At 37.1% G+C, this 26,809-nt stretch carries 21 protein-coding genes; 14 read left to right on the top strand and 7 right to left on the bottom strand.

Features of this window, described 5'->3' with window-relative positions; translation table 11 throughout:
• Positions 1 to 116 precede the first annotated feature (116 nt).
• The 6 genes from ACNTMY_RS05890 (at position 117) to ACNTMY_RS05865 (ending at position 6,544) form a co-directional block, all read left to right on the top strand.
• Positions 117 to 1,766 (top strand): peptide ABC transporter substrate-binding protein, encoded by a 1,650-nt coding sequence (locus ACNTMY_RS05890; protein ID WP_423215745.1) that lies wholly within the window; start codon positions 117 to 119, stop codon positions 1,764 to 1,766.
• Positions 1,767 to 2,176: 410 nt separating this feature from the next.
• The gene (locus ACNTMY_RS05885; RefSeq protein WP_423215744.1) at positions 2,177 to 3,823 is read left to right on the top strand and encodes a peptide ABC transporter substrate-binding protein; all 1,647 of its coding nucleotides are present in this window, start codon (positions 2,177 to 2,179) and stop codon (positions 3,821 to 3,823) included.
• A 105-nt stretch (positions 3,824 to 3,928) separates the two neighbouring features.
• Positions 3,929 to 4,657 (top strand): pseudouridine synthase, encoded by a 729-nt coding sequence (locus ACNTMY_RS05880; protein ID WP_423215743.1) that lies wholly within the window; start codon positions 3,929 to 3,931, stop codon positions 4,655 to 4,657.
• Positions 4,658 to 4,740: 83 nt separating this feature from the next.
• On the top strand, positions 4,741 to 4,869 hold the full coding sequence (locus ACNTMY_RS05875) for a DUF4044 domain-containing protein (protein WP_003065505.1): 129 nt from the start codon (positions 4,741 to 4,743) through the stop codon (positions 4,867 to 4,869).
• 72 nt (positions 4,870 to 4,941) lie between these two features.
• Entirely contained in the window at positions 4,942 to 6,255 is a 1,314-nt protein-coding gene (obgE, locus tag ACNTMY_RS05870; RefSeq protein ID WP_021142623.1) for a GTPase ObgE, read from the top strand.
• Positions 6,256 to 6,361: 106 nt separating this feature from the next.
• Positions 6,362 to 6,544, top strand: coding sequence for a hypothetical protein (locus tag ACNTMY_RS05865; RefSeq protein WP_039696655.1), 183 nt, complete (start codon positions 6,362 to 6,364; stop codon positions 6,542 to 6,544).
• Between the two features lie 40 nt (positions 6,545 to 6,584).
• On the opposite strand, the gene ACNTMY_RS05860 is transcribed toward ACNTMY_RS05865, so the two are convergent.
• The 4 genes from ACNTMY_RS05860 to ACNTMY_RS05845 form a co-directional block, all read right to left on the bottom strand.
• Complete coding sequence (locus ACNTMY_RS05860) at positions 6,585 to 8,084, bottom strand: ATP-binding cassette domain-containing protein (RefSeq protein ID WP_423215742.1); 1,500 nt, start codon at positions 8,082 to 8,084, stop codon at positions 6,585 to 6,587.
• Between the two features lie 289 nt (positions 8,085 to 8,373).
• On the bottom strand, positions 8,374 to 8,910 hold the full coding sequence (gene rbr, locus ACNTMY_RS05855) for a rubrerythrin (RefSeq protein WP_423215741.1): 537 nt from the start codon (positions 8,908 to 8,910) through the stop codon (positions 8,374 to 8,376).
• Between the two features lie 284 nt (positions 8,911 to 9,194).
• Positions 9,195 to 9,935, bottom strand: a complete 741-nt coding sequence (locus ACNTMY_RS05850; RefSeq protein WP_033152938.1) for an amino acid ABC transporter ATP-binding protein — start codon at positions 9,933 to 9,935, stop codon at positions 9,195 to 9,197.
• Complete coding sequence (locus tag ACNTMY_RS05845; RefSeq protein ID WP_423215740.1) at positions 9,935 to 12,136, bottom strand: ABC transporter substrate-binding protein/permease; 2,202 nt, start codon at positions 12,134 to 12,136, stop codon at positions 9,935 to 9,937. Before ACNTMY_RS05845 ends, ACNTMY_RS05850 begins: the two co-directional genes overlap by 1 nt.
• Before the next feature lie 189 nt (positions 12,137 to 12,325).
• On the opposite strand from ACNTMY_RS05845, the gene uvrB reads away from it, so the two are divergent.
• Together uvrB and ACNTMY_RS05835 are read left to right on the top strand one after the other, a co-directional pair.
• Entirely contained in the window at positions 12,326 to 14,317 is a 1,992-nt protein-coding gene (uvrB, locus tag ACNTMY_RS05840) for an excinuclease ABC subunit UvrB (protein WP_423215739.1), read from the top strand.
• An 18-nt stretch (positions 14,318 to 14,335) separates the two neighbouring features.
• Positions 14,336 to 14,800 carry an 8-oxo-dGTP diphosphatase gene (locus ACNTMY_RS05835; RefSeq protein WP_423215738.1) on the top strand — a complete coding sequence of 155 codons (465 nt, stop codon included), beginning with the start codon at positions 14,336 to 14,338 and terminating at the stop codon, positions 14,798 to 14,800.
• A gap of 122 nt (positions 14,801 to 14,922) precedes the next feature.
• Here ACNTMY_RS05835 and ACNTMY_RS05830 read toward each other — a convergent pair whose 3' ends face one another.
• From ACNTMY_RS05830 to ACNTMY_RS05820, 3 genes are all read right to left on the bottom strand, one after another.
• The gene (locus tag ACNTMY_RS05830; RefSeq protein WP_004232368.1) at positions 14,923 to 15,759 is read right to left on the bottom strand and encodes a sugar ABC transporter permease; all 837 of its coding nucleotides are present in this window, start codon (positions 15,757 to 15,759) and stop codon (positions 14,923 to 14,925) included.
• On the bottom strand, positions 15,759 to 17,126 hold the full coding sequence (locus ACNTMY_RS05825; protein ID WP_423215737.1) for a carbohydrate ABC transporter permease: 1,368 nt from the start codon (positions 17,124 to 17,126) through the stop codon (positions 15,759 to 15,761). Before ACNTMY_RS05825 ends, ACNTMY_RS05830 begins: the two co-directional genes overlap by 1 nt.
• 127 nt (positions 17,127 to 17,253) lie before the next feature.
• A complete protein-coding gene (locus tag ACNTMY_RS05820; RefSeq protein WP_423215736.1) occupies positions 17,254 to 18,513 on the bottom strand; it encodes an extracellular solute-binding protein in 1,260 nt (419 codons plus the stop codon).
• A 342-nt stretch (positions 18,514 to 18,855) separates the two neighbouring features.
• On the opposite strand from ACNTMY_RS05820, the gene ACNTMY_RS05815 reads away from it, so the two are divergent.
• The 6 genes from ACNTMY_RS05815 to ACNTMY_RS05790 all read left to right on the top strand — a co-directional run bounded on the left by ACNTMY_RS05815 (position 18,856) and on the right by ACNTMY_RS05790 (position 26,808).
• The gene (locus ACNTMY_RS05815; RefSeq protein WP_423215735.1) at positions 18,856 to 19,881 is read left to right on the top strand and encodes a LacI family DNA-binding transcriptional regulator; all 1,026 of its coding nucleotides are present in this window, start codon (positions 18,856 to 18,858) and stop codon (positions 19,879 to 19,881) included.
• Between the two features lie 151 nt (positions 19,882 to 20,032).
• Positions 20,033 to 21,535, top strand: a complete 1,503-nt coding sequence (malQ, locus tag ACNTMY_RS05810; protein WP_423215734.1) for a 4-alpha-glucanotransferase — start codon at positions 20,033 to 20,035, stop codon at positions 21,533 to 21,535.
• Positions 21,536 to 21,556: 21 nt separating this feature from the next.
• A complete protein-coding gene (gene glgP / locus ACNTMY_RS05805) occupies positions 21,557 to 23,821 on the top strand; it encodes a glycogen/starch/alpha-glucan family phosphorylase (RefSeq protein ID WP_423215733.1) in 2,265 nt (754 codons plus the stop codon).
• Positions 23,822 to 23,971: 150 nt separating this feature from the next.
• Positions 23,972 to 24,790, top strand: a complete 819-nt coding sequence (locus tag ACNTMY_RS05800; protein WP_423215732.1) for a transporter substrate-binding domain-containing protein — start codon at positions 23,972 to 23,974, stop codon at positions 24,788 to 24,790.
• Positions 24,791 to 24,799: 9 nt separating this feature from the next.
• Positions 24,800 to 25,609 carry a transporter substrate-binding domain-containing protein gene (locus tag ACNTMY_RS05795; RefSeq protein ID WP_423215731.1) on the top strand — a complete coding sequence of 270 codons (810 nt, stop codon included), beginning with the start codon at positions 24,800 to 24,802 and terminating at the stop codon, positions 25,607 to 25,609.
• Between the two features lie 80 nt (positions 25,610 to 25,689).
• Positions 25,690 to 26,808: an aminotransferase gene (locus tag ACNTMY_RS05790; protein ID WP_423215730.1), complete on the top strand. Its 1,119-nt coding sequence runs from the start codon at positions 25,690 to 25,692 to the stop codon at positions 26,806 to 26,808.
• Position 26,809: the final 1 nt, after the last annotated feature.

Here is a 26,809-nt window from a genome sequence, read left to right as displayed (position 1 = left end):
ATTGAAAATGGGGAAAATAACTTTCGTTAATTTTAAAAATATTCTGTATTTTTAGAAAATAGTGTGCTATAATACCAAACATATCGAAAGAAAGTTTATGGTAGGAGGAAACTTTTATGGATAATAAGTCTACTTTAAAACGTGTTGGACTTGGAGCAGTAAGCTTGGCTTCAGTTGCTTTATTGGCTGCGTGTGGGGGCGAAAATAAAACTGCAGCTAATAAAAACGAGATTAATTGGTACACACCGACTGAGATTTTGACGTTGGATATTTCAAAAAATACTGACCAATATTCTTCATTAGCAATTGGAAACTCATCAAGTAACCTTCTTCGTGTAGATAAAAAAGGCGAACCAAAACCAGATTTGGCTAAAAGTGTCGAAGTTTCTGAGGACGGATTGACTTACACAGCGACTTTGCGTGACGGTTTGAAATGGTCTGACGGCAGTGACTTGACTGCGGATGATTTTGTTTACACATGGCAACGTATTGTTGATCCAAAGACAGCTTCAGAGTATGCTTACTTAGCAGTTGAATCACATCTTGAAAATGCTGATAAGATTAATGCTGGTGAAATCTCTGATTTGAGTCAACTTGGTGTTAAAGCTGAAGGCAATAAAATTACCTTTACGCTTACAAGTCCATGCCCACAATTTAAGTACTATCTAGCTTTTTCTAACTTTATGCCACAGAAAAAAGCATTTGTTGAAAAAGAAGGCGATAAATATGCCACAACCTCTAAAGATCAAATCTATTCTGGACCATATACGATTAAAGGTTGGAACGGAAGTGACGGTAGCTTTACTTTAGTGAAAAATAAATACTATTGGGATGCTAAGAATGTTAAGACTGAAAAAGTCAATCTTCAAGCAATCAAAAAAGCAGATACTGCAGTCCAAATGTATAAAAATGGCGAGCTCGACACTGCGAATATCTCAGCAACTTCATCTATCTATAAAGCAAACAAGAGTAACAAAGAAGTAGTTACAGTTCCAGAAGCTCGTATGACTTACATCGTTTACAACGAAACAGGTTCAGTTGCTTCCCTTGCTAACGAAAAAATTCGTCAAGCACTTAACTTGGCAACAGACCGTCAAGGAGTCGTAGAAGCTGCTATTGATACTGGTTCAAAACCAGCGACAGCACTTGCCACACCAGGTCTTGCAAAATTAACTGATGGTACTGACCTTTCAAAATATGTTGAACCAGGTTATAAATACAATGAAAAAGAAGCAGCTAAGTTGTTTAAAGAAGGTCTTGCAGAACTTGGTACAGATTCAGTGAAATTGACAGTAACTGCAGACTCTGATGATGCAGTGACAAAAGCAGCTGTTGATTACATCAAACAAAGCTGGGAAGAAGCTCTTCCAGGATTGAAGATTGAAGAAAAATTTGTAACCTTCAAACAACGTCTTGAGGATACTAAAAACCAAAACTTTGATGTAGCGCTAGTTTCTTGGGGTGGAGATTATCCAGAAGGGTCAACATTCTATGGTTTGTTCTCATCAACTTCAGCATACAACTATGGTAAAGTATCTAGTGACGAATTTGACACTGCTTATAACAAAGCACTCACAGAAGATGCTTTAGATACAGATGCTGCCGCAGAAGACTATAAGACTGCAGAAAAAGTTCTTTACGAAGGTGCGCATTACAATCCAATCTACTTCCGTAGTACAAAATGGCTTCAAAATCCATCTCTTAAGGGGCTTGTTCGTAATTCAACTGGCTTGACAGTAGACTTTACTTACGCTTATAAAAAATAAAAATTAGAAATATGTTAAAAAGCAAGGTTTATGCAGAAGTTTACCTTGCTTTTTTTCTGTGTAATGTGATATTTATACCACTGAATGATAAAAGTATGTAAGTGGATGTTAGGTTTTGTACAATGCTATAAAGTTTGATAAGGTCAATAGTTTGAGTGATATAAGTTCTAATAGTTACTAAAAATGAAAGATGGAACCCTACTCCAAATGTGATAAAAGATGCCGTATTTTTATAAAAAATAGACAATTCATCCTATCGCTACATAAAGTTAAAAGAAAATGATACGAAAGTTAATCTAAAATATGTTTTTGAAATTTTAATTAATTTTCAAATTTTCTGTATTTTTAGAAAATATTGTGTTATAATACTTTACATACCGAAAGAAAGTTATATGGTAGGAGGATCCATTATGGAGATTAAATCTTTAAAACGTGTTGGCCTTGGAGCTGTCACATTGTTGTCTGTTGCTACGCTAGCAGCATGTGGTGGAAATAACTCATCATCAAAATCTGCTAGCAAAGATATCAATTGGTTCGTACCAACTGAAATCAGTACTCTTGATATTTCTAAAGTAACTGATACTTACTCATCAATTGCTATTGGTAACTCAGGAAGTAACCTTCTCCGTGTTGACAAAGACGGAAAATTGCAACCAGATTTGGCTAAAAGTGTTGATGTTTCAGAAGATGGTTTGACTTACACAGCTACATTGCGTGATGGTCTTAAATGGTCTGACGGTAGCGATTTGACTGCTGAAGATTTTGTTTACACATGGCAACGTATTGTAGATCCAAAAACTGCTTCAGAATATTCTTACCTAGTATCAGATGCTCACGTAGCGAATGCTGATGATGTTATCTCTGGTACAAAAGGTATTGATGAACTTGGTGTCAAAGCGGACGGAAACAAAGTTATCTTTACCTTGTCTAACCCATCTCCACAATTCATGAGTCTTCTATCATTTGCCAACTTCATGCCACAAAGTAAAGCATTTGTTGAAAAAGCAGGTGATGACTATGGTACTACATCAGATAAAGCTTTGTACTCAGGTCCATACACTGTTTCAAAATGGAATGGTACAAATGGTAACTTCACACTTGTGAAAAATAAATACTATTGGGATGCAAAAGACGTTAAAACTAAGAAAGTAAACGTCCAAACAATCAAGAAACCTGATACTGCTGTTCAAATGTACAAAGACGGTGACCTTGATACAGCAAACATCTCAAATACAGAAGCTACATTTAAAGCAAACAAAAACCGTGACGATGTAGTTACAGTTCCAGAAGCAACAACAGCTTACATGGTTTACAACCAAACTGGTACAGTTACAGCTTTGAACAATACTAAAGTACGTCAAGCCCTTAACTTGGCAACTGACCGTGAAGGTATCGTTAAAGCTGCTATCGATACTGGTTCAAAAGCTGCAACAGCTCTTGCACCAACAGGTCTTGAAAAACTTCCTGATGGAACAGACTTGGCTAAATATGTATCACCAGGTTACAGCTATGATAAGAAAGAAGCAGCAAAACTCTTCAAAGAAGGTCTTGCAGAACTTGGTACAGACTCAGTTAAATTGACTATCACAGCTGACTCAGATGCACCAGTTGCAAAAGCTTCAGTTGACTACATCAAACAAACTTGGGAAGAAGCTCTTCCAGGATTGAAAGTTGAAGAAAAATTTGTTACTTTCAAACAACGTCTTGAAGATACTAAGAATCAAAACTTTGATGTTGCTCTTGTTCTTTGGGGTGGTGACTATCCAGAAGGTTCAACATTCTATGGACTCTTCACGACTGGTTCATCATACAACTACGGTAAATTCTCAAATGCTGATTACGATGCTGCATACAAAAAAGCAATCACTACTGATGCATTAGATGCAAAAGCTGCTGCTGATGATTATAAAGCTGCTGAAAAAGCACTTTACGATAACGCACTTTACAACCCAATCTACTTCCGTAGTACTAAATCACTTCAAAATCCTAGCCTTAAAGGACTTGTTCGTAATTCAACAGGTTTGTCTGTAGACTTCACACATGCATACAAAAAATAAGTCGCTTTAAGAGTGATAAAACAAGGTTCGAGCTTGCTCGACCTTGTTTTTTTATCCTCTAAAAAATGTTACAATGAAAGTATCAAATCAGAATAAAGGAAAACGATGCGTTTAGATAAATTTTTAGTTGAAGCAGGAGTTGGCTCACGCACAGAAGTCAAACAATTGCTGAAGAAAAAACAAGTTTTGGTAAATGGAAAATTAGAAACTTCACCAAAAACACAAATTGATGAAAAGGTAGATAAAATCGTCTGTCAGGGACAAAATCTTTCTTATGAAAGATTCGTTTATTACATGCTAAATAAGCCTAAAGGGGTTATTTCAGCAACAGAAGATGACCATCATAAGACGGTTTTAGATTTATTGGACAAGACAGCTTGGGACAAAGAAGTTTTTCCTGTTGGTCGCCTGGATATTGATACTCACGGACTTTTGCTACTAACAAATAACGGCAAGTTAGCGCATGCTATGCTCTCTCCGAAAAAGCATGTTGATAAGCTCTATCGTGCTAAAGTTGCTGGCGTTATGACTGATGAAGATGTTAAGGCGTTTGCAGATGGAATTGAACTGAAAGATTTCACATGTCAACCTGCGCAGCTTAATATCATCAAGGTTGATGAGAAAACAAATACATCTTTGGTTGAAATTGTAATCAAGGAAGGTAAATTTCACCAAGTGAAGCGCATGGTTTTAGCTTGCGGAAAGGAAGTAACTGACTTACAGCGTTTGAGCATGGGGCCGCTTCAATTGGATGAAGAATTGTCTCTAGGAGAGTGGAGACGACTTTCACAAGAAGAACTTGAAAGCTTGCAAAAATTTGGTGTCGAATTGTAAAAATTATGCATTACTTATTTGCTTATTTAAGGTAATCATGTTAAGATAATAGTAATAAAATCAATTGAGCGAGGTGTATTAAGGTGGCATTTGGTGAAAACGGACCACGTAAAAAAACAGCGTTTGAAAAACTGACTTTAGTAGTTGTTATCTTAATGGTTCTAGTAACTGTAGGTGGTCTTATTGCGACTGCTATTGGTTCAATTATTTAAAGAACGCTGAAGAGGCGTTTTTTTATGCTTTGACAAATCAAATTTATACTAATGAAAGAATAGGAATTAATAATGAGTATGTTTTTAGATACTGCCAAGGTTAGCGTTAAAGCAGGTCGCGGCGGTGACGGAATGGTTGCCTTCCGTCGTGAAAAATATGTTGCTAACGGCGGTCCTTGGGGCGGTGACGGAGGTAAAGGTGGCTCAGTTATCTTTAAAGTTGACGAAGGGCTTCGTACTTTGATGGACTTCCGCTATAACCGCATTTTTAAAGCAAAATCAGGTGAAAAAGGGATGACAAAAGGGATGCACGGACGTGGTGCGGAAGACCTTATTGTTCGTGTCCCAGAAGGAACAACTGTTCGTGATGCTGAGACTGGCAAAGTCATCACTGACCTTGTTGAAAATGGTCAAGAATTTGTTGTTGCGCGCGGTGGACGTGGTGGACGTGGTAATATTCGTTTTGCAACACCACGTAACCCTGCGCCAGAAATTGCTGAAAATGGTGAACCAGGTGAAGAACGTGACCTTCAACTTGAATTGAAAATTTTGGCTGATGTTGGTCTAGTAGGTTTCCCATCAGTTGGTAAATCAACTCTTCTTAGTGTTGTAACAGCAGCAAAACCAAAAATTGGTGCTTATCACTTTACGACAATCGTGCCAAACCTTGGTATGGTTCGTACAAAATCTGGTGATAGCTTTGCAATGGCTGACCTTCCAGGTTTGATTGAAGGAGCATCGCAAGGTGTTGGTCTTGGTACACAGTTCTTGCGTCACATCGAACGTACACGTGTTATTTTGCACGTTATTGATATGTCAGCAAGTGAAGGACGTGATCCATATGAAGATTATCTTGCTATCAACAAAGAGCTTGAAAGCTACAACCTTCGTTTGATGGAACGTCCACAAATTATTGTTGCTAACAAAATGGACATGCCTGAAGCAGAAGAAAACTTGAAAGTCTTCAAGGAGAAATTAGCGGCTAACTATGATGATTTTGATGAAGTGCCAATGATTTTCCCAATTTCAAGTTTAGCTCACCAAGGTTTAGAAAATCTTATGGAAGCAACTGCAGAATTACTTGATAAGACTGACGAATTCTTGCTTTACTCTGATGATGATATGATTGATGAAGAAGTTTACTATGGATTTGATCCAGATGAACGTCCGTTTGAAATTTCACGTGATGACGATGCTGCTTGGGTATTGTCAGGTGAAAAACTTGAAAAACTCTTTGTCATGACTAACATGGAACGTGACGAATCTATCATGAAATTTGCCCGTCAATTGCGTGGTATGGGTGTTGATGAAGCACTTCGTGAACGCGGTGCAAAAGACGGTGATATTGTCCGAATCGGTAAATTCGAATTCGAATTTGTGGATTAATTTGCCACTTGTCCTTGATAGCTTAGCTACTTAACGACAAGACAGCAAGTTTTATGCTAGTAGATAGGCTGATTCCGATAGTAAAATGATTTAACTGGAGGTTCTTATGGGTGAAAAACCGATATCTTTTAGAGATAAAGATGGTAATTTTGTATCAGCAGCCGATGTTTGGAATGCTGAAAAGCTTGAAGAACTTTTCAATACACTTAATCCAAATCGTCGTTTCCGTTTGGAACGCGAAAAATTGGCAAAAGAAAAAGCAGGAGAAGTTGAAGACCAAGAGTCTTAATCATCTTTCCTGCCTAAGCTCAGCAATTTGCTGGGCTTTTTTAGTGCTTTTCTAAAAAAATTTCATTCAAACAATAGGATATTTTTGGAACTTCCTGAATAAAGGCTATGTCGTGAGAGACACTTATAATACATCCATCAAAATCTGCTAAGAGCTTTCTTACGATAGGCTGGCTAGTTGGAGAGAAGTGTCTGGTTGGTTCGTCCAAAATCAAAATGTGATTTTTGGCTAGGGCCATATGAGCTAGAAATAATTTTGCTTTTTGACCACCAGATAATTCATTAGTAGGGTGTTCCATTTCAAAACGAGTAAATCGCAAACTACCTAAGATTGTTCTCGCATCGGTCTCGGTTGAAACATCTCTTAAAAAATCTATGGCGCTCATTTCTTTAGGCAAAAAGTTATCATAATCCTGTGGCATGTAACCGATAGATAAATTTTTATCTTGCTGTAATGTGTCATAAATTTTCTTCAATAAACAAGTTTTACCTATGCCGTTTTTTCCTGTAATAACAATTTTATCTCTTCCAAAAACTTTTAAATCAATATTCTGATTAGTAAGCAATTTTTCGTTATTCCACGATAGAATGCACTTTTTGTTGTCAAGTGGTTCGATGTTATTAAAAGAAAGTGACAGATTATCCATTTCTTCTGGAAAATCTGGTAAATGCTCATCTTGTTTATGGTATCTTTTTTCAAGTGAAAGGATATTTTTCATTTTTTTAGCTGCAAGCCTGCCAACTGAGCTATCATGTGTATTTCTAACTTTAAATTGAACTGCTTGGTGTAGTCGGTGAATTTTTTCGTCCCGTTTTTGCTTTGCTTTTTTAGCGTTTTTAGCTAAATTGTGTTGTTTTTGATAAGAGTTTTTGCGATATTTGAGATAATCTGAATATTTTCCTGGAAAATAGTTGGAACGGGCGAGTTGTCGATGTCTGATGAGTTCAAGATGTAAAATGGCAGTAGCTGTTTTTTCTAGGACAGATTCGTCATGAGATATAAATATAATAGTTTTATCTGATGTTTGGATAAATTTTTGTAATGCAAACTGACTTTCTAAGTCAAGATCACTAGAAGGTTCATCGAGTAAAAGTAAATCAGGATTTTCACCAGCTAGTTTTGCAAGTTGGAGTTTTAGTCGTTCTCCTCCAGATAAGTGACCTAGAGGTAAGTTATTATCTTCTAATTTTTTTATGTCTAAATCTAACAATGCAGCTGACTGATAAAAAGCATTGTAGTCAAATAAATCCTCTGAATTTTTGAACAAAAATTCTAAAACAGTTTGTTGCCTTTTTTGTTCTGACAGAGTTTGAGGCAAGTATCCAATTTTGTTGAAAGTATTTTGGATAGCTCCTTCAACAGTTGTGTAATCGTGAATCTTTGAGGGAGAAAGTATGAGTTTCAGTAGAGTTGATTTTCCAGTTCCTTCTTCTCCGATAATTGCTAATTTTTCACCTGGTTTGACAATCATGCTTAAATCGCAAATTATTTTCTTATAATCCCTGATATGGGTTATGGTTAAATGAGAAATTTCTAGCATATAAACCTCGCTTTCAATAAAACACACTCCACCTTATCAGGCAGAGTGTATCTCATTATGGTCAACGCTAAAAATATCCCCAAAATTGGCTAATATCTTGTAGGGGATGGAAGAAGGTATAAGAGTGCACTAAAAACAAAACCTGATAAGGATTACCAAAATTTTTGTTCTTAGTTGTTCAATGCACTGTGTCCTCCTAATAGATTTGTCTTAATTTTAGCAGATAACTAGCATTCTTGTCAAAGAATATGATAAAAAACTTCCAACAAAAAGTTGGAAGTTGTGTTTATTAATAATTTTCAGCTCGAATTTCAAAGTAAGATTGAGCGTGTGCACATACTGGACAAATTTTTGGAGCTTTTGTTCCGACAATGATATGTCCGCAGTTGCGGCATTCCCAAATTTTAACTTCACTCTTTTCAAAGACTTGAGAAGTTTCGATGTTTTTCAAAAGAGCACGATAACGATCTTCGTGATGTTTTTCGATTTCTGCAACCATCAAGAATTTTTTCGCTAATTGAGGGAAACCTTCTTCTTCAGCTGTTTTAGCGAATTGGACGTACATGTCAGTCCATTCGTAGTTTTCACCGTCAGCAGCAGTTTCAAGATTTTCAGAAGTATCACCGATACCATACAATTCTTTGTACCACATTTTGGCGTGCTCTTTTTCGTTGTTAGCTGTCTTTAAGAAAAGGTCGGCAATTTGTTCGAGACCATCTTTTTTAGCTCTTGAAGCAAAAAAAGTGTACTTGTTGCGAGCTTCAGATTCTCCAGCGAACGCAGCTTGCAAGTTTTTTTCAGTTTGAGTGCCTGCATACTTAGACATATCAAAGTCCTCCTTATATTAAAACAGTAGAAAATCTACTGAGTATCACAGATGAGTAGTTATTTGGATTTGCTACGAATAGATAAGATTATCTCGCTTATGACAAATCTTATAAAGATAAGTGAGGTAAAAGCCAAGTCTGATAGATTTTTTGACTTGTAGTTTGTCTAAACAACCTAACTTAAGTCTAACAAAAGCAAATATGAAAGTCAAAATTTTGGCAGAGAAGGAACAATATTTTTGTAACAAAAAAGCCGAGGTGCTGAGCACCTGGCTTTTCGTTATTAAACGTTTAATACTTTGTTTAAGAAGTCTTTTAGACGTGGGTGTTGTGGGTTATCAAAGATTTGTTCTGGTGTTCCATCTTCGATAAAACGTCCACCGTCTGTAAAGATAACACGGTTAGCTACTTTACGGGCAAATCCCATTTCGTGAGTAACAATCAACATTGTCATGCCTTGTTCTGCCAAGTCTTTCATAACCCCAAGAACGTCACCGACCATTTCTGGGTCAAGTGCAGAAGTTGGTTCATCAAAAAGCATGACATCAGGATTCATAGCCAAGCTGCGAGCGATGGCAACACGTTGTTTTTGACCACCAGATAAGCTATCTGGTTTGGCGTCGCGTTTATCAGCAAGACCAACTTTTTCAAGAAGTTCCATCGCATGTTTTTCAGCTTCTTCTTTACTTTGTTTTCCAAGTTCGATTGGAGCAAAAGTAATGTTTTCAAGGACTGTCATGTGTGGGAAGAGGTTGAAGTGTTGGAATACCATACCAATGTTTTCGCGAACTTTATCAACATCAGTAGCTGGGTCAGAAAGTTCATATCCATCTACAACAACTTTACCGCTTGTGATTGTTTCAAGAAGGTTAAGTGTACGAAGGAAAGTTGATTTACCAGAACCAGAAGGTCCAATGATGCAGACAACATCACCTTCGTGGAATTGTGTTGTAATTCCTTTTAAGACTTCATTATCTCCATAAGATTTATGCAAATCTTGTACATCAATTTTTAATTCTGCCATTATTTAAGCCTCTTTTCTAGACGTTTTGCCAAACGAGTCAAAAGGGTGATCATTACAAGGTAGATTACTGCTAAGATAGCGTACATACGGAATGATTGGTAGTTACGTGCGATAATGATTTTACCAGTTTGGAAGAGTTCAACAAGACCAATTGCAGATACGATTGTTGTATCTTTAAGTGAGATAACAAATTGGTTGATGAAGTTTGGTAACATTACACGAACTGCTTGTGGCAAGATAACTTTTTTCATTGTCTTACCGTATGAGATACCAAGGCTTCGACTTGCTTCCATTTGTCCTTTTGGAACAGCTTCAATACCACCGCGAACGATTTCAGCGATATAAGCACCAGCGTTCAATGAAAGAGCAATAGTAGCAGCAAGGAAGTCATTGATTGGGCTTTGGTGTCCTGTCATTGATTCAATGAGGTTTGGAATTCCCCAGAAGATGAATGCAGCAACAATCATCAATGGAATACCACGTACGACGTCAACAAAGATTGCTGAGATTGTACGAAGAACTTTGTTTGGAGCAACTGCCATCATACCAAAGATGATACCAATAACCATAGCGATAGCAAATGAGATAAGTGTAAGGCTAAGAGTTGTTCCAAGACCTGTTAGCAATTGAGAGTAGTTGTTTTTAATCAATCCCCAAATTGTTGTTTCATCAACACTTGAAGATGATTGCTTGTTATCAGATGTTCCTAGGTATTTGCTTACGATTTTATCGTATTTACCTGATTTTACAAGAGCAGCAAGACCGTTGTTGAACATTTCAAGCAATTCTGGGTTTGCACCTTTATTAACGGCAAATCCATATTCACCAGATTTTTCACCATCGATTGGTGTTTCGAATTTACGACCTTGTTTGATAGCGTAACGAAGGACTGCTTCGTCATCCATAAGAGCGTCAATTGAACCAGAGTTCAAACTATCGTACATTGTAGATGCTTCATCAAATGCACGAAGTGAGTAACCATACTGGTCAGCGTGTTCTGACAACCATGTGTATGAAGCAGTACCGTTTTTAGCACCAACAGTCTTACCATTCAAATCTTCATATGCTTTTACAGAGCTTCCTTTTTTAACAGCAAGCAAAATATTTGAAGTGTAGTATGGGTCAGAGAAGTCGAAAATTTCTTTACGAGCATCTGTGATTGACATACCAGCAATAACAGCATCTGCTTGACCGGCTTGAACAGCATTAAGTGCAGCATCAAAACCAGGATTTGAAAGTTCAATATTGAAACCTTGTTGTTTTGCGATTGCTTTGATTAAGTCAACGTCGATTCCTTCGTATTTGCCTGAGTCATTTTGGTACTCAAATGGCGCAAATGAAGAATCCATGACGATTTTGTAAGTTGATTTTACAGGTGTTGCTTTTGCTGATGCATCACCAGAAAGTTTTAAGCTATCTGATGTGACAACAGTTGATTTGTCAGCTGAGTCTTCAGAGTTACCAAGCCATTTTGCCATGATAGCATCATAAGTACCATCTTCTTTCATAGCATCAAAGGCTTCGTTGAATTCGTCGATAAGGTATTCGTATTTGCTACCTTTTTTAACGGCGAATGCAAAGCTACCAACTTTTTCACCATCAATATTGATAGCGTAGTCTTTACCTTGGTTAATAGCATATTGGACAACTGGTTGGTCATCCATAGCAGCATAGATAGAACCAGCATCAAGGCTGTTGTTCATCAAATCGCTTGTATCAAATGTTTTGATTTTATAGTTGTATTTTTTTTGATTTTCTTTTAGGAAGCTTTGAGCTGCGGTACCATTTTTAACACCAACAGTTTTTCCTGAAAGTTGTTTATAGTTTGTCACTTTAGCATCGCTACGAGTGTAGACAACGACAGCGGTATCGTAATAAGTATCTGAGAATGTGAAGACTTTTTTACGAGCTTCAGTAACTGTTGTACCAGCCATAAGAGCGTCGGCTTGACCAGCTTGGACAGCATTAACGGCAGCATCGAAACCAGGGAAAGTCATCTCGACGTCCCAACCCTCTCGATTTGCGACTTCATTAATAATGTCAACGTCAATACCTTTATAAACTTGATCTGAATCTTTGAATTCGAATGGGGCATAAGCAGTGTCAGATACAATACTAATTGTATCAGCTTGCGCATTTGCACCAAACACAAAGATTGCAGAAATCATAGCTAGCATAATAGCTTTCAATTTGTGCTTCATGTTAGTCTCCTTTTGTATAGATTGGTTTAATTATATCAAAATAACAGTGCCAAGGCAACTTAGATTTCTTGCCCGTGTTAGAAAACCTAACATGGAATGTCATGACATGGCGGATTTAGGACCTAGTAAGAGTAATTTACCTATATTTGTGTTAAAATGTAGGTATTAAATTACAGCTCGAGGAAAGATATGATAGATAGAATAGAAGATAATCAATTTAAACTTGTTTCAAAATACGAACCATCCGGAGATCAGCCGCAGGCGATTGAGACTTTGGTTGATAATATTGAGGGTGGAGAAAAAGCTCAGATTCTTCTTGGGGCAACGGGTACTGGTAAGACTTACACGATGAGTCAGGTTATTGCTAAGGTCAATAAGCCTACGCTGGTCATTGCTCACAATAAAACTCTGGCAGGACAGCTCTACGGGGAGTTCAAAGAATTTTTCCCAGATAATGCGGTTGAATATTTTGTATCATACTATGATTACTACCAACCAGAAGCTTATGTACCATCTAGTGATACTTATATTGAGAAAGATAGCTCGGTCAATGATGAGATTGATAAACTCCGTCACTCGGCAACTTCGGCTTTGCTAGAGCGCAATGACGTTATCGTGGTAGCTTCTGTGTCATGTATTTATGGTTTGGGTTCACCAAAAGAATATGCAGATAGTGTTGTCAGCCTTCGTCCAGGTCAAGAAATCTCACGTGACCAATTGTTAAATGACTTGGTTGATATTCAATTTGAACGAAATGATATTGATTTTCAGCGTGGACGTTTCCGTGTTCGAGGAGACGTTGTTGAAATCTTCCCAGCTAGTCGAGACGAACACGCCTTTCGTGTTGAATTTTTCGGTGATGAAATCGACCGCATCCGAGAAATTGAAAGCTTGACTGGTAAGGTTCTTGGTGAGGTAGAACATTTGGCTATTTTCCCTGCCACTCACTTTATGACTAATGAAGAGCATATGGAGCATGCCATCAAGAATATTTTGGAAGAAATGGAAGAACAGGTTAAGAAGTTCGAAGAGGAAGGTAAACTCATTGAAGCGCAGCGTATTCGCCAACGTACAGAGTATGATGTGGAAATGCTACGTGAAATGGGGTATACAAATGGTGTCGAAAACTATTCTCGTCACATGGATGGACGTTCAGAAGGTGAACCACCTTTCACGCTTCTTGATTTCTTTCCAGAAGATTTTCTTATTATGGTTGATGAAAGTCACATGACGATGGGGCAAATTAAGGGAATGTATAACGGCGACCGCTCTCGTAAGGAAATGTTGGTTAACTATGGTTTCCGTCTTCCAAGTGCTCTTGATAACCGTCCACTTCGTCGTGAGGAGTTTGAAAGCCATGTTCATCAGATTGTCTACGTATCAGCGACACCAGGTGATTATGAACTTGAGCAAACAGACACAATCGTCGAACAAATCATTCGTCCGACAGGTCTGCTTGACCCAGAAGTTGAGGTTCGTCCAACTATGGGTCAAATGGATGATCTGCTTGGTGAAATCAATGCTCGTGTTGAAAAAGGTGAGCGTACCTTTATTACAACACTTACTAAGAAAATGGCAGAAGATTTGACAGATTACCTCAAGGAAATGGGGGTCAAAGTCAAATACATGCACTCAGACATCAAGACTTTGGAACGTACGGAGATTATTCGCGACTTGCGTTTGGGAGTGTTTGATGTCTTGATTGGGATTAACTTGCTTCGTGAAGGGATTGACGTACCAGAAGTTAGCTTAGTTGCCATCCTTGATGCGGATAAAGAAGGTTTCCTTCGAAATGAACGAGGTCTGATTCAAACGATCGGTCGTGCAGCTCGTAATAGCGAAGGACACGTTATTATGTATGCTGATAAGATTACTGAATCTATGCAAAAAGCTATGGATGAAACGGCACGTCGTCGTGAAATTCAAATGCGTTACAATGAAGAACATGGCATTGTTCCGCAAACAATCAAGAAAGATATTCGCGATTTGATTTCGATTTCTAAAGCAAATGATACAGACGTTGCTGAAGATACACCAGATTACAGCAGCATGAATAAAGCTGAACGCAAAGAAGCTATTAAGAAACTTCAAAAACAAATGCATGAAGCTGCAGAAATGCTTGATTTCGAACTCGCTGCTCAATTGCGTGATATGGTATTAGAATTAAAAGCGATGGATTAGGGGAGGAGAATTTTAAAAATGTCTCGTGCACAAAGTGTGATTTTAACGAATATGTGCTTAATTGAAGACGAAAATGGAAATGTCGTTATGCAGGTTCGTGACCCAAAACGTTATTCTTGGTCAGGATACGCCCTTCCTGGAGGTCACATTGAAGCTCACGAGGGGCTCGTGGAGTCTGTGATTCGTGAAGTTAAGGAAGAAACTGGTTTAACCATTAAAAATCCGCAACTCGTTGGAATGAAACATTGGTACACAAAAGAAGACGAGCGTTACCTTGTTTTCTTGTATCGCGCTTCTGATTTTGAGGGTGAGATTCACTCAACTGAAGAAGGTGAAATCAAATGGGTAGCCAGAAAGGATTTGCCTAATTTAGATTTAGCCTATGATATGCTTAATTTACTTCGTGTCTTTGAAGAAGATGACCTTAACGAACTCTTTTATCGTGAACGGTTGGAAGACGATTTCTTACGTGAATTTTGGTGAGAATAGAAAGTTTTCTTCCTATAATATGATAAGATTTTAAGACATACAAAAAGCTTGGAACTATTGTTCCAAGCTTTCTTTGATAATTAATAAATAGAAGGGGAGAAGTTGGTAACTTCTTCTTATTTAACTGAACCACCAGTGATGCCTTCAACGTAGTATTTTTGCATGAACATGAAGAGCAATGTGATTGGAACAGCGATAAGAACTGAACCAGCAGTGAATGACATGAACCAGTCATTGATGGTATCTTGTTGCAACATTGAGAAAAGTCCAATGGCAACGGTGTATTTACTTGTCGCATCACCAAGGATAACTTTGGCGAAGATGAAATCAATCCAAGGACCGATGAAAGCCATAAGCGCTGTGTAGACAATGATTGGTTTAGATAGAGGGAGAGTGATTTTAAAGAAAATGTCAGCGCGTGTTGCTCCATCAATCATGGCAGATTCATCGAGGGAGTAAGGGATTGTATCAAAGAAACCTTTGGCGATGTAGAAACCAAGTGCCGCACCGGCTGAGTAAACTAGGATAAGTGCTAACAATGTTTGGTCGAGGTTGAATGCCTTGAGGATGTAGTAGACTGCAATCATACTCATGAATCCAGGGAACATGTTAAGCACAAGAGCTAGTTTTAAGAAACCATTACGGTGTTTGAACTTGATACGGCTAAGAGAATATGCCATAGCAACAGTAATGAATGTTGAAATAACACAAGTAGCTGAAGCAACAAATAATGTATTCATAAACCATTGTCCAAATGGAAAGGCATCTGAGGTAAATAGTTTAATGTAATTATCCAGCGTCCAAGTTTTTGGAATGAAGTAGTTAACGTATGCTGTTCCTTCGCCACGGAAGCTAGTAAGAACAACCCAAACGATTGGAAAGAGCCAGATGATTGATAAAACAATCAAGAGAATATAGACGAATGTCAGTGTTAAACGTTTTTTGTTTTTCATTATTTGGCAACCCCTTCCTTGTAAGAACTTGTTCTTGTGTAAGCAAGTAAACTAAATACCGCAGAAAGAACGAAGATGAGAATACCGATAACAGAAGCAAGGTTGTAGTCAGCAGCAGTTACAGTCAAATTGTAGAGCCAAGTAACTAGCAAGTCTGTGCTACCAGCTTGGTAGAAGTTAGAGTTAGTAGGTCCACCACCAGTAAGAAGGTAGATAACGTTGAAGTTGTTGATGTTACCGATAAATTGTTGAATCAAGTTTGGCATCATCACAAGTAAGATTTGAGGGAATGTGATTGATTTAAAGATTTGGAATTTATTGGCACCATCGATTTCAGCGGCTTCGATTTGTTCTTGTGGCAAGTTCATGATAATACCAGAAGCAACAAGCATTGTTACTGGAATACCAACCCACATGTTAACGATGATGATTGAGAATTTAGCCCAAATTGGGTCAGACAAGAATGGTAATGGATTTGCTGTCGAGATTAGTCCAATTTTTTCAAGGAATGCATTGATTGGACCAGCGTCACTAAGCAAGTTTCTCATAATGAGAAGTGAAATGAATTGTGGTACGGCAATTGTGATGACGAAGATTGTGCGCCACATTTTTTTCAATTTCAAACCTTTGGTATTGATGATAAGTGCTAGAACAATACCAAAGAAGAAGTTAGTAACTGTTGCAAAAACAGCCCAAATCAAAGTCCATGAAAGAACTGGGAAGAAAGTTCCAGCCATACGACCGTTAAAGATGTTACCAAAGTTAGCAAAACCAACCCAGTCAAACAAACTTTTCGGTGGTAGATGATTGTGGTCATAGCTTGTAAATGCCAGACAAATCATATAAATCAATGGCAAAATTGTAAAGAGCAGAACTCCAATCATTGGAATTGTCATCAAAGTCATGTGGAAACGACCATTTGCCAAAGTTTCAAAATCTTCTTTAAAGGTAGGAACTTTCAAACCTTCTTTATCGATGACGTAAAGATTTCGAGCGCTCTTGAGGTTGCACCAGTAGATGTAGGCAAAGACAAGGCAGAAAATCAATGACGCAAGTCCGAAGATGAGCATTAACATTGAATTATCACCATCTACGGCAACTTTCATTTTTATACCATTAACGGTTTGTTCAACGAGCCCTTGTTCGTGTGTTCCCAGAGTGATTAACCCTTGAAGATTTGGGATAATCTGAGAGAAGAAAGTAATCAAGAAAAGAATTTCAGAAAGTAAAAATAGACAACCTTTGATAATCTGTTTATGGTAAAAGTTTGAAAATCCCATAATCAGAAATGACAGTTTAGTGTCGAATTTTCCTTTTTGAAAGGCTTCTTTAACAGATACACTGTCAAAATAGTGTGAATTTGTCATACAAAACTCCTTTTAAAGCATTGTTGGAAGTCACTGCTAAAACTTTAAAATTAAATGGCTTAGCAATAACTCCGACAATGTTTTCCCTAAAAATAAAGTGGGGAAGTAACTCCCCACCAAAAACATTTTATTTAGCGTTTGCTAAATCTTTGTCAAATTGTTGCAATTTAGCGAGGTAGTCACTACTTTGAATTTTTCCATTGTAGACATCGCTGAGAAGAGCAGCACTTTCAGTCCAGAATGTTGTCATTTGGCTAAGTTTTGGTGTAACTACTGTGTAGTCAGATGAAGAAGCCATCTTGATGACTGCTTGAGCTAGTTCGTCAGATTGAACTGTGTCTGATGCTTGAACTTCTTTGTTAGCAGGAATGATGTTACGACCTTCGTAAGTGAATTGGTTTTCTTGGCTTTCTGCGCTAGTAAGCATAGAAGCAAGTTTGTAAGAAGCAGCGATACGATCAGTATCAGAACCAGCAGGTGCTTGGTTAACAGCGAAAAGTTTCACACCAAGGAAAGCTTTTTGTTGAACGTCGTTACCACCGATTGAGATTTTTGGATAAACGGCAATACCTAGATTGTCTTTACCGACAGCATCTTGAGCAGCTTTGAGATCCCAAGGACCAGATTCAAGTGAAGCAACACTACCATCACCGAATTTAGACATGGCATTTTCAGCAGTCAAGTTAACGAAGCCTTTGTTTGATTTTTGATCAGCAATCCATTGAAGCACTGATACACCAGCATCGTTACCCCAGTTTGTGCCGTCAACAGTTTCACCGTCTTCACCAAATAGTGTGTCACCAACTGACATGAAGAGAGGAGCAGTTGAATAAGCGTTCATTGCTTTGAAAGTAGCACCGAATGTTGCTTTGCTTGTGATTGTTTCATAGCTTGCAACATCTTCGCTTGAAAGTTTTGATTTATTATAGAAGAGAACTTGAGATTCGATACCAAATGGGAATGCATAAGTTTTACCGTTGTATTTTGCACCAGCAACTGCTTGATCAGTATCGTTTTCTGCGATTTCTTTAGCGTAGTCTTCAGGAACTTCTTGAATAACTCCAGATTCAACTAGTTGACCAAGTTGGTCGTGCGGAAGTGAGAAGACATCAGCAGCTTTTTGAGGGTCTTTTTTAACGTTTTCTTGTGCTTTAGAATCGTTTGATTCAACCATCTTAACAGTGTAACCAGATTCTTTTTCAAAATCTTTTACAACAGCAGTGTAAGATTTTTTAGCACCAGTTGGTACCCAAAGTTTAATTGTCTTGCTGTCAGAAGCAGAAGATGATTTAGTTGATGAGTTGTTAGAGCAAGCAACTAAAACACTTCCAGCAAGTGTCAAACCTGCACCAGCAAGGACCATTTTTTTCCATGTGTTCTTCTTCATGAGTTTTCCCCTCCTAGAGAAAGTTTTATATTATTTACAGTTATTATTATGCAACCGTTTGCGGATATTGTCAAGCGTTTTCATCAAAAAAGTTCAAAAAAATTGGTCTTAAAAATATGAAAGCTGATATAAATAGCATAAATCTGGTATAAAACAGCCTTTATTTCCTATAAATTATCCTTATAAATCTCTATAATTTTAAAAAATAAGCAAAATTAAAGCAAACAATTGCAGAAATCAATCATTTATGTATAATAGGTGATAAAAAAAGGATAATTTACCTCGAAAACCTTGTCAGTACAGTAAATCTATTATAAAATGAAAGGTGCAAAGGAGACTTAGATGGTTACAATTAAAGATGTAGCGGCTAAAGCTGGTGTGAATCCTTCAACGGTTAGCCGTGTTTTGAAGGATAATAGATCCATTTCCCAGAAAACAAAAGAAAAAGTTAGGAAAGCGATGGCAGAACTCGGCTATGTCCCAAATGTTGCTGCACAAATGCTTGCAAGTGGTTTAACTTATAATGTTGGATTAATTTTTCCACCATTGATTACCCCAGATCGTTTGAATGAACCGTTCTTTATGCAAATTCTTTCAACAATAACCAGCGAAGCTAAAGTAAATGACTTCACTGTTTCAATTGCAACGGGTATGACTGTTGAAGAATTGGAAGAACAGGTTAAATTGATGTACCGTCAGAAACGTGTTGATGGTTTTATTATCTTATATTCAGATCCAGAAGACCCTGTTCGTAAATATTTGATGGAAAATGAAGTGCCATTTGTTATCGTTGGTGCCCCTGAAGGTTTTGAAAATGATATTACTTATATAGATAATGACAACCAGTTGATGGGGAAAAAAGCTGTTGAGTACCTTTACCAAAAAGGTCATCGCGACATTTTATTTATTACCGATGATTTGAAATCAGAAGTGTCATCGGAACGTTATTTTGGATATCTTCGTGGTATGGAAAAATTAGGACTTCAAAGTGAAAAAGCCTTATTATTCGATCGTAGAGATCCAGTTGTAATGGAAAATTTGATTGAGCAGATTAAATCAAGCAAGGCTACGGCTTTGATTGTTATTGCTGATACAATTTCAGTGCGACTATCTCAGTTTTTATCATATTATGAATTAAAAGTACCTGATGATATTTCGATTATCACTTTCAATAATTCTGCTTACTCAACTTTGATTCATCCTTATATGACAACTTTTGATATTAATGTTGCAAATCTTGGTCGAACAAGCTTCAGACGATTGGTTGAGCTAATCAAATCACCAGATAAAGCTATTACCGAAAAAATCATTGTCCCATTCTCATTGATAGAGCGCGAAAGTGTTCGTCAACTAGATGCTGACATTTAGTAGTAAACTTTTATAAAAATAACAACCTTAATTGCTAAAATTTTTTAGCGGTTAAGGTGTTTTTTTATTTTTTTGCAAAAAAATGATTGACTAACGCAAACGCTTGCGTTATAATTTGCAGTGTAAAGATAGCTGATAAAGGAGAAAACATATGGAAAAACGTGCAAGTGGTGTATTGATGCATATCACATCATTACCTGGCAAACAAGGGGTGGGAACATTTGGTCAAGAAGCCTATAACTTCGTTGATTTCTTGGTCGAGACAGACCAAACCTACTGGCAAATCCTACCATTAACAACAACTAGTTATGGTGACTCCCCTTATCAATCATTCTCAGCCACTGCTGGGAATACACACTTAATTGACTTAGAATTACTTTGCAAACAAGGTTATTTGGCAAAAGAAGATTATGAAACAGTCAACTTTGGCGATGATTTAGAAAAAGTTGATTATGCTCGCATTTTTGAAGCACGTCGTCCAATTTTAGAGAAAGCAGTTGCAGCATTTATGCAAAGTGCTGACAACCAAAAAGTACTTGCTGAATTTGAAAAAGAAGCAACTTGGGTGAAAGATTACGCTGAATTCATGTCAATCAAAGAATTCTTTGGTAATAAAGCTTTACAAGAATGGGATGACAAAGCAGTTGTTCGACGTGAAGAAGCCGCACTTGATTCATATCGTGAGAAATTAAAAGACGTTATTACTTATCACGAGGTCACTCAATATTTCTTCTACCAACAATGGTCTGATCTAAAAACTTATGCCAACAAAAAAGGCATCAAGATTATCGGTGACATGCCAATTTATGTTTCTGCTGATAGTGTTGAAGTTTGGACAATGCCTGAACTTTTCAAAGTTGATGCTGAAAAGAATCCACTTTGCATTGCAGGGGTTCCTGCTGACTCATTCAGTGATGATGGTCAACTCTGGGGAAATCCAATTTATGATTGGGAAAATCATAAAAAGACTAACTATGCTTGGTGGGTTTACCGTATTAAAGAAGGAATTAAATTATACGACCTTCTTCGAATCGATCACTTCAAAGGTTTCTCAGATTATTGGGAAATTCGTGGTGATTACGAAACTGCAAACGACGGTAGCTGGCAACCTGGTCCAGGACGAGCATTATTTGATGTTGTAAAAGAAGAACTTGGAGACCTTCCAATCATTGCTGAAAACCTTGGTTACATCGATGCTAAAGCTGAAAAACTTTTACAAGATACAGCATTCCCAGGCATGAAGATTCTTGAGTTCGGTTTCTATGACACTGAAGGAAAGAGTATTGATGCACCGCATAACTGCATTAAAAATAGTGTTGCCTACAACGGTACACATGATAATGAAGTGGTTAACGGTTGGTATGAGAACTTGACTGATGAACAAAAATCATTTGTTGATGCCTACACACATCGTCATGATGGCGAGCCAATCACACAAACTATGCTTCGTACTTTGTTTGCAACAGTTAGTGATGTTGCAATTGCAACTATGCAAGATATTTTGGATAAACCAGCGGATTCTCGTATGAACATTCCAAATACAGTTGGTGGTAACTGGCAATGGCGTATGCTTAAGGAAGATTTGACTGATGAGCGCAAAGCTTTCTTGAAAGACATTACAGCTCTTTATTGTCGTAAAAATACATTCAAATAAAAAAGAAAAAGGAATATTATAATGACAACTAAATTCACAGATTATGTAACATCAAAAGGTCAAAAACTTGCTGACTTGAGTAATGAAGATATCTATGTAGCGCTTTTGCACTACGTGAAAGAGCTAGCTGCGCAAAAGCCAAAAAACACTGCAAAACGCAAAGTTTACTACATTTCAGCTGAGTTTCTTATTGGTAAACTTTTGTCTAATAACTTGATTAACCTTGGTATTTACAAAGATGTTAAAGCTGAATTAGCTGCAGCTGGTAGATCAATCGCTGAAGTTGAAGATGTTGAACTTGAACCATCACTTGGTAATGGTGGTCTTGGACGTTTGGCATCATGTTTCATCGATTCAATGTCAACTCTTGGTATCAACGGTGAGGGTGTTGGTCTTAACTATCACTGCGGACTTTTCAAACAAGTTTTCGTTGATAACCAACAAGAAGCTGAAGCTAATTACTGGATTGAAAAAGATTCATGGCTTGTTCCAACTGATATCAGCTACGATGTACCATTCAAAAATTTCACACTTAAATCTCGCCTTGACCGCATCGATGTTCTAGGTTACAAACGTGATACTAAGAACTATTTGAACTTGTTTGATATCGATGGTCTTGATTACGGTTTGATTCACGATGGTATTTCATTTGATAAAACTGAAATCAAGAAAAACTTGACACTCTTCCTTTACCCAGATGACTCAGATCGTAATGGTGAGTTGCTTCGTATTTACCAACAATATTTCATGGTTTCAAATGCTGCGCAATTGTTGATTGATGAAGCTCTTGAACGTGGATCAAACTTGCATGATTTGGCTGACTATGCTTACGTTCAAATCAATGATACTCACCCATCAATGGTTATCCCTGAACTTATCCGTCTCTTGACTGAAAAACACGGTATTGATTTTGAGGAAGCTGTATCAATCGTGAAAAACATGGTCGGATACACTAACCATACAATTTTGGCAGAAGCACTTGAAAAATGGCCGCTTGACTACCTTAACGAAGTTGTACCACACTTGGTAACAATCATTGAAAAACTTGCTAAATTGGTTGCTGATAAATATTCTGATCCTGCTGTCCAAATTATCGACGAATCAGGTCGTGTTCACATGGCACACATGGACATTCACTTCTCAACATCTGTAAACGGGGTAGCAGCACTTCACACTGAAATCCTTAAAAACAGTGAATTGAAACCATTCTATGATATTTATCCAGAAAAATTCAATAACAAAACAAATGGCATCACTTTCCGTCGTTGGCTCGAATTTGCTAACCAAGATTTAGCGGATTACCTTAAAGAATTAATCGGTGATGACTATCTTACTGACGCAACTAAACTTGAAAAACTTCTTGCATTTGCCGATGATGAAGCCGTCCATGCAAAACTTGCTGAAATCAAACACAATAACAAATTAGCTCTTAAACGATACCTTAAAGATAACAAAGGTATTGAGCTTGATGAAAACTCAATCATTGATACACAAATCAAACGTTTCCATGAGTACAAACGCCAACAAATGAATGCACTTTATGTGATTCATAAATATCTTGAAATCAAACGCGGTAATTTACCAGAACGTAAGATTACAGTTATTTTTGGTGGTAAAGCAGCGCCAGCTTACATCATCGCACAAGATGTTATTCACTTGATTCTTTGCTTGTCAGAATTGATTAACAACGATCCTGAAGTAAATAAATATTTGAATGTTCACTTGGTTGAAAACTACAATGTTACTGTAGCTGAACATTTGATCCCTGCGACAGATATTTCAGAACAAATCTCACTTGCTTCTAAAGAAGCTTCAGGTACTGGTAACATGAAATTCATGCTTAACGGTGCTTTGACACTTGGTACAATGGATGGTGCCAATGTTGAAATTGCTGAGCTTGCTGGCATGGATAATATTTATACATTTGGTAAAGATTCTGACACAATCATTGATCTTTATGCAACACAAGGATACGTGGCAACTGATTACTACGAAAACGATCCAGTTATTAAAGAAGCAGTTGACTTTATCGTTAGTGATGAATTGGTGAAACACGGTAATGCAGAACGTCTAGAACGTCTTTACAATGAATTGATTAACAAAGACTGGTTCATGACTCTGATTGACCTTAAAGAATATATTGCTGTTAAAGAAAAAATGCTAGCAGATTATGAAGACCAAAAATCTTGGATGACTAAAGTTATCAAAAATATCGCTAAAGCTGGATTCTTCTCATCAGACCGCACAATCGAACAATACAATAATGAAATCTGGCACAGTAAATAAACATAGCGTTTAAAATGAAAAGGCAAAGTTGTTTTATAGCAGCTTTGCTTTTTTATTCAAAAATATTGAATTTTTATAAAAAATCTATTGACAAATGTATAAATATAAAATAAAATGTATACATATCAAAAAAGAAAAGAGAAAATGACTATGAAATTAAGTAAAGTGTTTGGTGGGTTGGCTCTTGTTGCTTCTGCGTGCTTGTTGACAGCTTGTGGCTCAGGCGATAAAAAAGATACATCAGTCTCAGATATTAAAGATAAAGGAACAATGGTGGTGGCACTTAATCCAGAATTTGCTCCATTTGAATTTAAAACGTTAGTCAATGGTAAAGATACGATCGTAGGCGCAGATATTAAGATTGCTGAAGCGATTGGTGAAGAACTTGGCGTTAAAGTGAAATTCTCTTCAATGTCATTTAACAATGTTTTAGCGAGTCTCCAGTCAGGCAAAGCTGATATTGCTATTTCAGGAATTTCAGCAACACCTGAACGTAAAAAAGCTTATAATTTTTCAGAACCATACTATGAATCAGAAAATGTAGTCTTGATTAAGAAAACAGATCTTGATAAATATACAAAAACAACGTCTCTAGATGGCTTGTCAGTTGGAACACAAAAAGGGACAATCCAAGAAACGGTTGCTTCTGAACAATTAAAAGGATCAAAAGTTGTTGCTTTGACGCAAAATGGTGAAATGATTAATGAATTGAAAAATGGTCAAATTCAAGCCGTTGTTCTTGAAAAACCAATTGCAGAAGGCTATGTTGCTAATAATGCTGATTTAACAATCTCAAATATTGCCTTGAAAAATGATGACGCTGATGCTTATGCTGTTGCCCTTCCTAAAGATGATGATAAGTTGACTAAGAAAATCAATAAAGTTATCAACGAATTAAAAGATTCAGGTAAGATTGACCAATTTGTTCAAGATGCTTACGTTCTTTCAACAAGTGACTCAAACAACTAAGGAGAGAATATGAAAAAGATTTTAGGTGCTTTATTTCTAGTAGTAACACTTGGAACGATGACAGCTTGTTCATCTGGAACAAATCAAAAAAGTATTCAAGACAAAGGTAAAATCGTTATTGCTACAGAATCTGAATTCGCTCCATTTGAGTTTAAAACATTGATTAATGGTAAAGATACACTAGTTGGTGCGGATATTGAACTTGGCAAAGCTATCGCGAAAGAACTGGGAGTTAAGGCAGATTTTTCGGTGATGTCGTTTAATAACGTCTTAGCTTCTGTGACATCAGGCAAAGCTGATATTGCTATTGCTGGAATCTCAGTGACAGATGAGCGTAAGAAAGCATATGACTTTTCAAAGTCATATTATGAAGCTGAAAATGTTGTGATTGTTAAAAAGACTGACTTAGCTACTTATTCAACACTTGATAGTTTGTCTGGTAAATCAGTTGGCGCTCAAAAAGGGTCAATTCAGGAAAATATTGCTAAAGATCAATTACCTGATTCGAGCCTTGTTTCTTTGACATCAAATGGTGAGATGATTAATGAGTTGAAAAATAATCAACTTCAGGCAGTTGTCTTAGAAAAAGCAATTGCTGAAGGGTACATCTCACAAAATGATGATTTGACAATTGAAAATCTGAATTTGAAATCAACTGATACTGATGCCTATGCTGTTGCTTTTGCTAAAGGTACTGATAAAAAATTAATTACTTCTGTGAACAAAGTGATTAAAAATGCTAAGAAAACGGGACAATTTGACGCTTGGATTGAAAAAGCATCGACTTATACGCAAAAGCAGGCAAGCTCAGAAGAATAGTTTAAAAACTGAGAGGTTTTGCTCTCAGTTTTTGATTGTAAATGATAAAATATTTTTAGAAAAACAAAAGGGTGAATGCAATGAAATTACCGCGATTTGGAGTTGAAGAATGGCTTAATAGTCATGAACGAGAAGCAAAATATGACATTGCTGGCGTGTCAATTGATGTTTTGACTTTGAAAGAGTTGTTTGACTTAACAGGTGAATCAAAGGAAGAATTCTATCAAGAATTATTTTCCAAAAAGTTAAATTATGGCTGGATTGAAGGGTCACCAGAGTTTAAAAAATCTGTTAGTGATTTGTATCAAACTGTAGATGAAAAGCAAATTCTCCAGACAAATGGTGCTACTGGAGCGAATATGTTGGTTTTGTACAGTCTTATTGAGCCAGGTGATCACGTGATTTCCCTTTACCCGACCTATCAGCAGTTGTATGATATTCCAAAATCGCTAGGAGCAGAAGTGGAGTTTTGGCAAGTTAGAGAAGAAAATGGCTGGCTACCTGATTTAGCTGAACTGCACAAGTTAATTCATCCAAATACAAAGATGATTTGCATCAATAATGCTAATAATCCGACTGGAGCTGTTATGGATGAGGATTACCTACGCGAATTAGTTACGATAGCAGAATCTTGTGGTGCCTACATTTTGGCTGATGAAGTTTATCGTCCATTTACAGACAATCAGGTACCGTCGATTGTTGATTTGTACGATAAAGGAATCTCAGTGAATAGTTTGTCGAAGACATTCTCGCTTCCAGGGATTCGTGTTGGCTGGGTTGCTGCTTGTGATGAAATTACTGATGTTTTACGAGACTATCGTGATTACACTATGATATGTGCAGGTGTTTTTGATGATATGGTGGCGAGTTTAGCCTTGCGCCACAAAGAAGCAATTCTAGAGCGTAATCGTAAAATTATTAGAAAGAATTTATCGATTTTAGATAGTTGGATAGCCAAAGAACCAAAAGTATCATACGTAAGACCGGCAGAAGTTCCAACATCCTTTGTCAAAATAGACGTAGATGTGCCAATTGAAGAATTTTGCTTGACTCTATTGCGAGATTACGGTGTTTTATTGGTCCCAGGAAATCGATTTGATAGAGAAGGTTATGTGAGACTTGGTTACTCCTGCAACCAAGAAACTTTGGAAAAGGGACTTGCTTTATTATCAACATGTTTGAAAAAATTTAAAAACTAGT

This window comes from Streptococcus equinus (assembly GCF_049393735.1).
In the GTDB taxonomy this organism is placed as follows: domain Bacteria; phylum Bacillota; class Bacilli; order Lactobacillales; family Streptococcaceae; genus Streptococcus; species Streptococcus equinus_G.
The sequence above is the reverse complement of the archived record's forward strand: the minus strand, read 5'-3'. Positions and strand labels throughout refer to the sequence as shown.

Coding starts and splice junctions, on each gene's coding strand:
- ACNTMY_RS05890 (WP_423215745.1), top strand. CDS start 117: ATGGATAATAAGTCTACTTTAAAACGTGTTGGACTTGGAGCAGTAAGC.
- ACNTMY_RS05885 (WP_423215744.1), top strand. CDS start 2,177: ATGGAGATTAAATCTTTAAAACGTGTTGGCCTTGGAGCTGTCACATTG.
- ACNTMY_RS05880 (WP_423215743.1), top strand. CDS start 3,929: ATGCGTTTAGATAAATTTTTAGTTGAAGCAGGAGTTGGCTCACGCACA.
- obgE (WP_021142623.1), top strand. CDS start 4,942: ATGAGTATGTTTTTAGATACTGCCAAGGTTAGCGTTAAAGCAGGTCGC.
- ACNTMY_RS05865 (WP_039696655.1), top strand. CDS start 6,362: ATGGGTGAAAAACCGATATCTTTTAGAGATAAAGATGGTAATTTTGTA.
- ACNTMY_RS05860 (WP_423215742.1), bottom strand. CDS start 8,084: ATGCTAGAAATTTCTCATTTAACCATAACCCATATCAGGGATTATAAG.
- rbr (WP_423215741.1), bottom strand. CDS start 8,910: ATGTCTAAGTATGCAGGCACTCAAACTGAAAAAAACTTGCAAGCTGCG.
- ACNTMY_RS05850 (WP_033152938.1), bottom strand. CDS start 9,935: ATGGCAGAATTAAAAATTGATGTACAAGATTTGCATAAATCTTATGGA.
- ACNTMY_RS05845 (WP_423215740.1), bottom strand. CDS start 12,136: ATGAAGCACAAATTGAAAGCTATTATGCTAGCTATGATTTCTGCAATC.
- uvrB (WP_423215739.1), top strand. CDS start 12,326: ATGATAGATAGAATAGAAGATAATCAATTTAAACTTGTTTCAAAATAC.
- ACNTMY_RS05835 (WP_423215738.1), top strand. CDS start 14,336: ATGTCTCGTGCACAAAGTGTGATTTTAACGAATATGTGCTTAATTGAA.
- ACNTMY_RS05830 (WP_004232368.1), bottom strand. CDS start 15,759: ATGAAAAACAAAAAACGTTTAACACTGACATTCGTCTATATTCTCTTG.
- ACNTMY_RS05825 (WP_423215737.1), bottom strand. CDS start 17,126: ATGACAAATTCACACTATTTTGACAGTGTATCTGTTAAAGAAGCCTTT.
- ACNTMY_RS05820 (WP_423215736.1), bottom strand. CDS start 18,513: ATGAAGAAGAACACATGGAAAAAAATGGTCCTTGCTGGTGCAGGTTTG.
- ACNTMY_RS05815 (WP_423215735.1), top strand. CDS start 18,856: ATGGTTACAATTAAAGATGTAGCGGCTAAAGCTGGTGTGAATCCTTCA.
- malQ (WP_423215734.1), top strand. CDS start 20,033: ATGGAAAAACGTGCAAGTGGTGTATTGATGCATATCACATCATTACCT.
- glgP (WP_423215733.1), top strand. CDS start 21,557: ATGACAACTAAATTCACAGATTATGTAACATCAAAAGGTCAAAAACTT.
- ACNTMY_RS05800 (WP_423215732.1), top strand. CDS start 23,972: ATGAAATTAAGTAAAGTGTTTGGTGGGTTGGCTCTTGTTGCTTCTGCG.
- ACNTMY_RS05795 (WP_423215731.1), top strand. CDS start 24,800: ATGAAAAAGATTTTAGGTGCTTTATTTCTAGTAGTAACACTTGGAACG.
- ACNTMY_RS05790 (WP_423215730.1), top strand. CDS start 25,690: ATGAAATTACCGCGATTTGGAGTTGAAGAATGGCTTAATAGTCATGAA.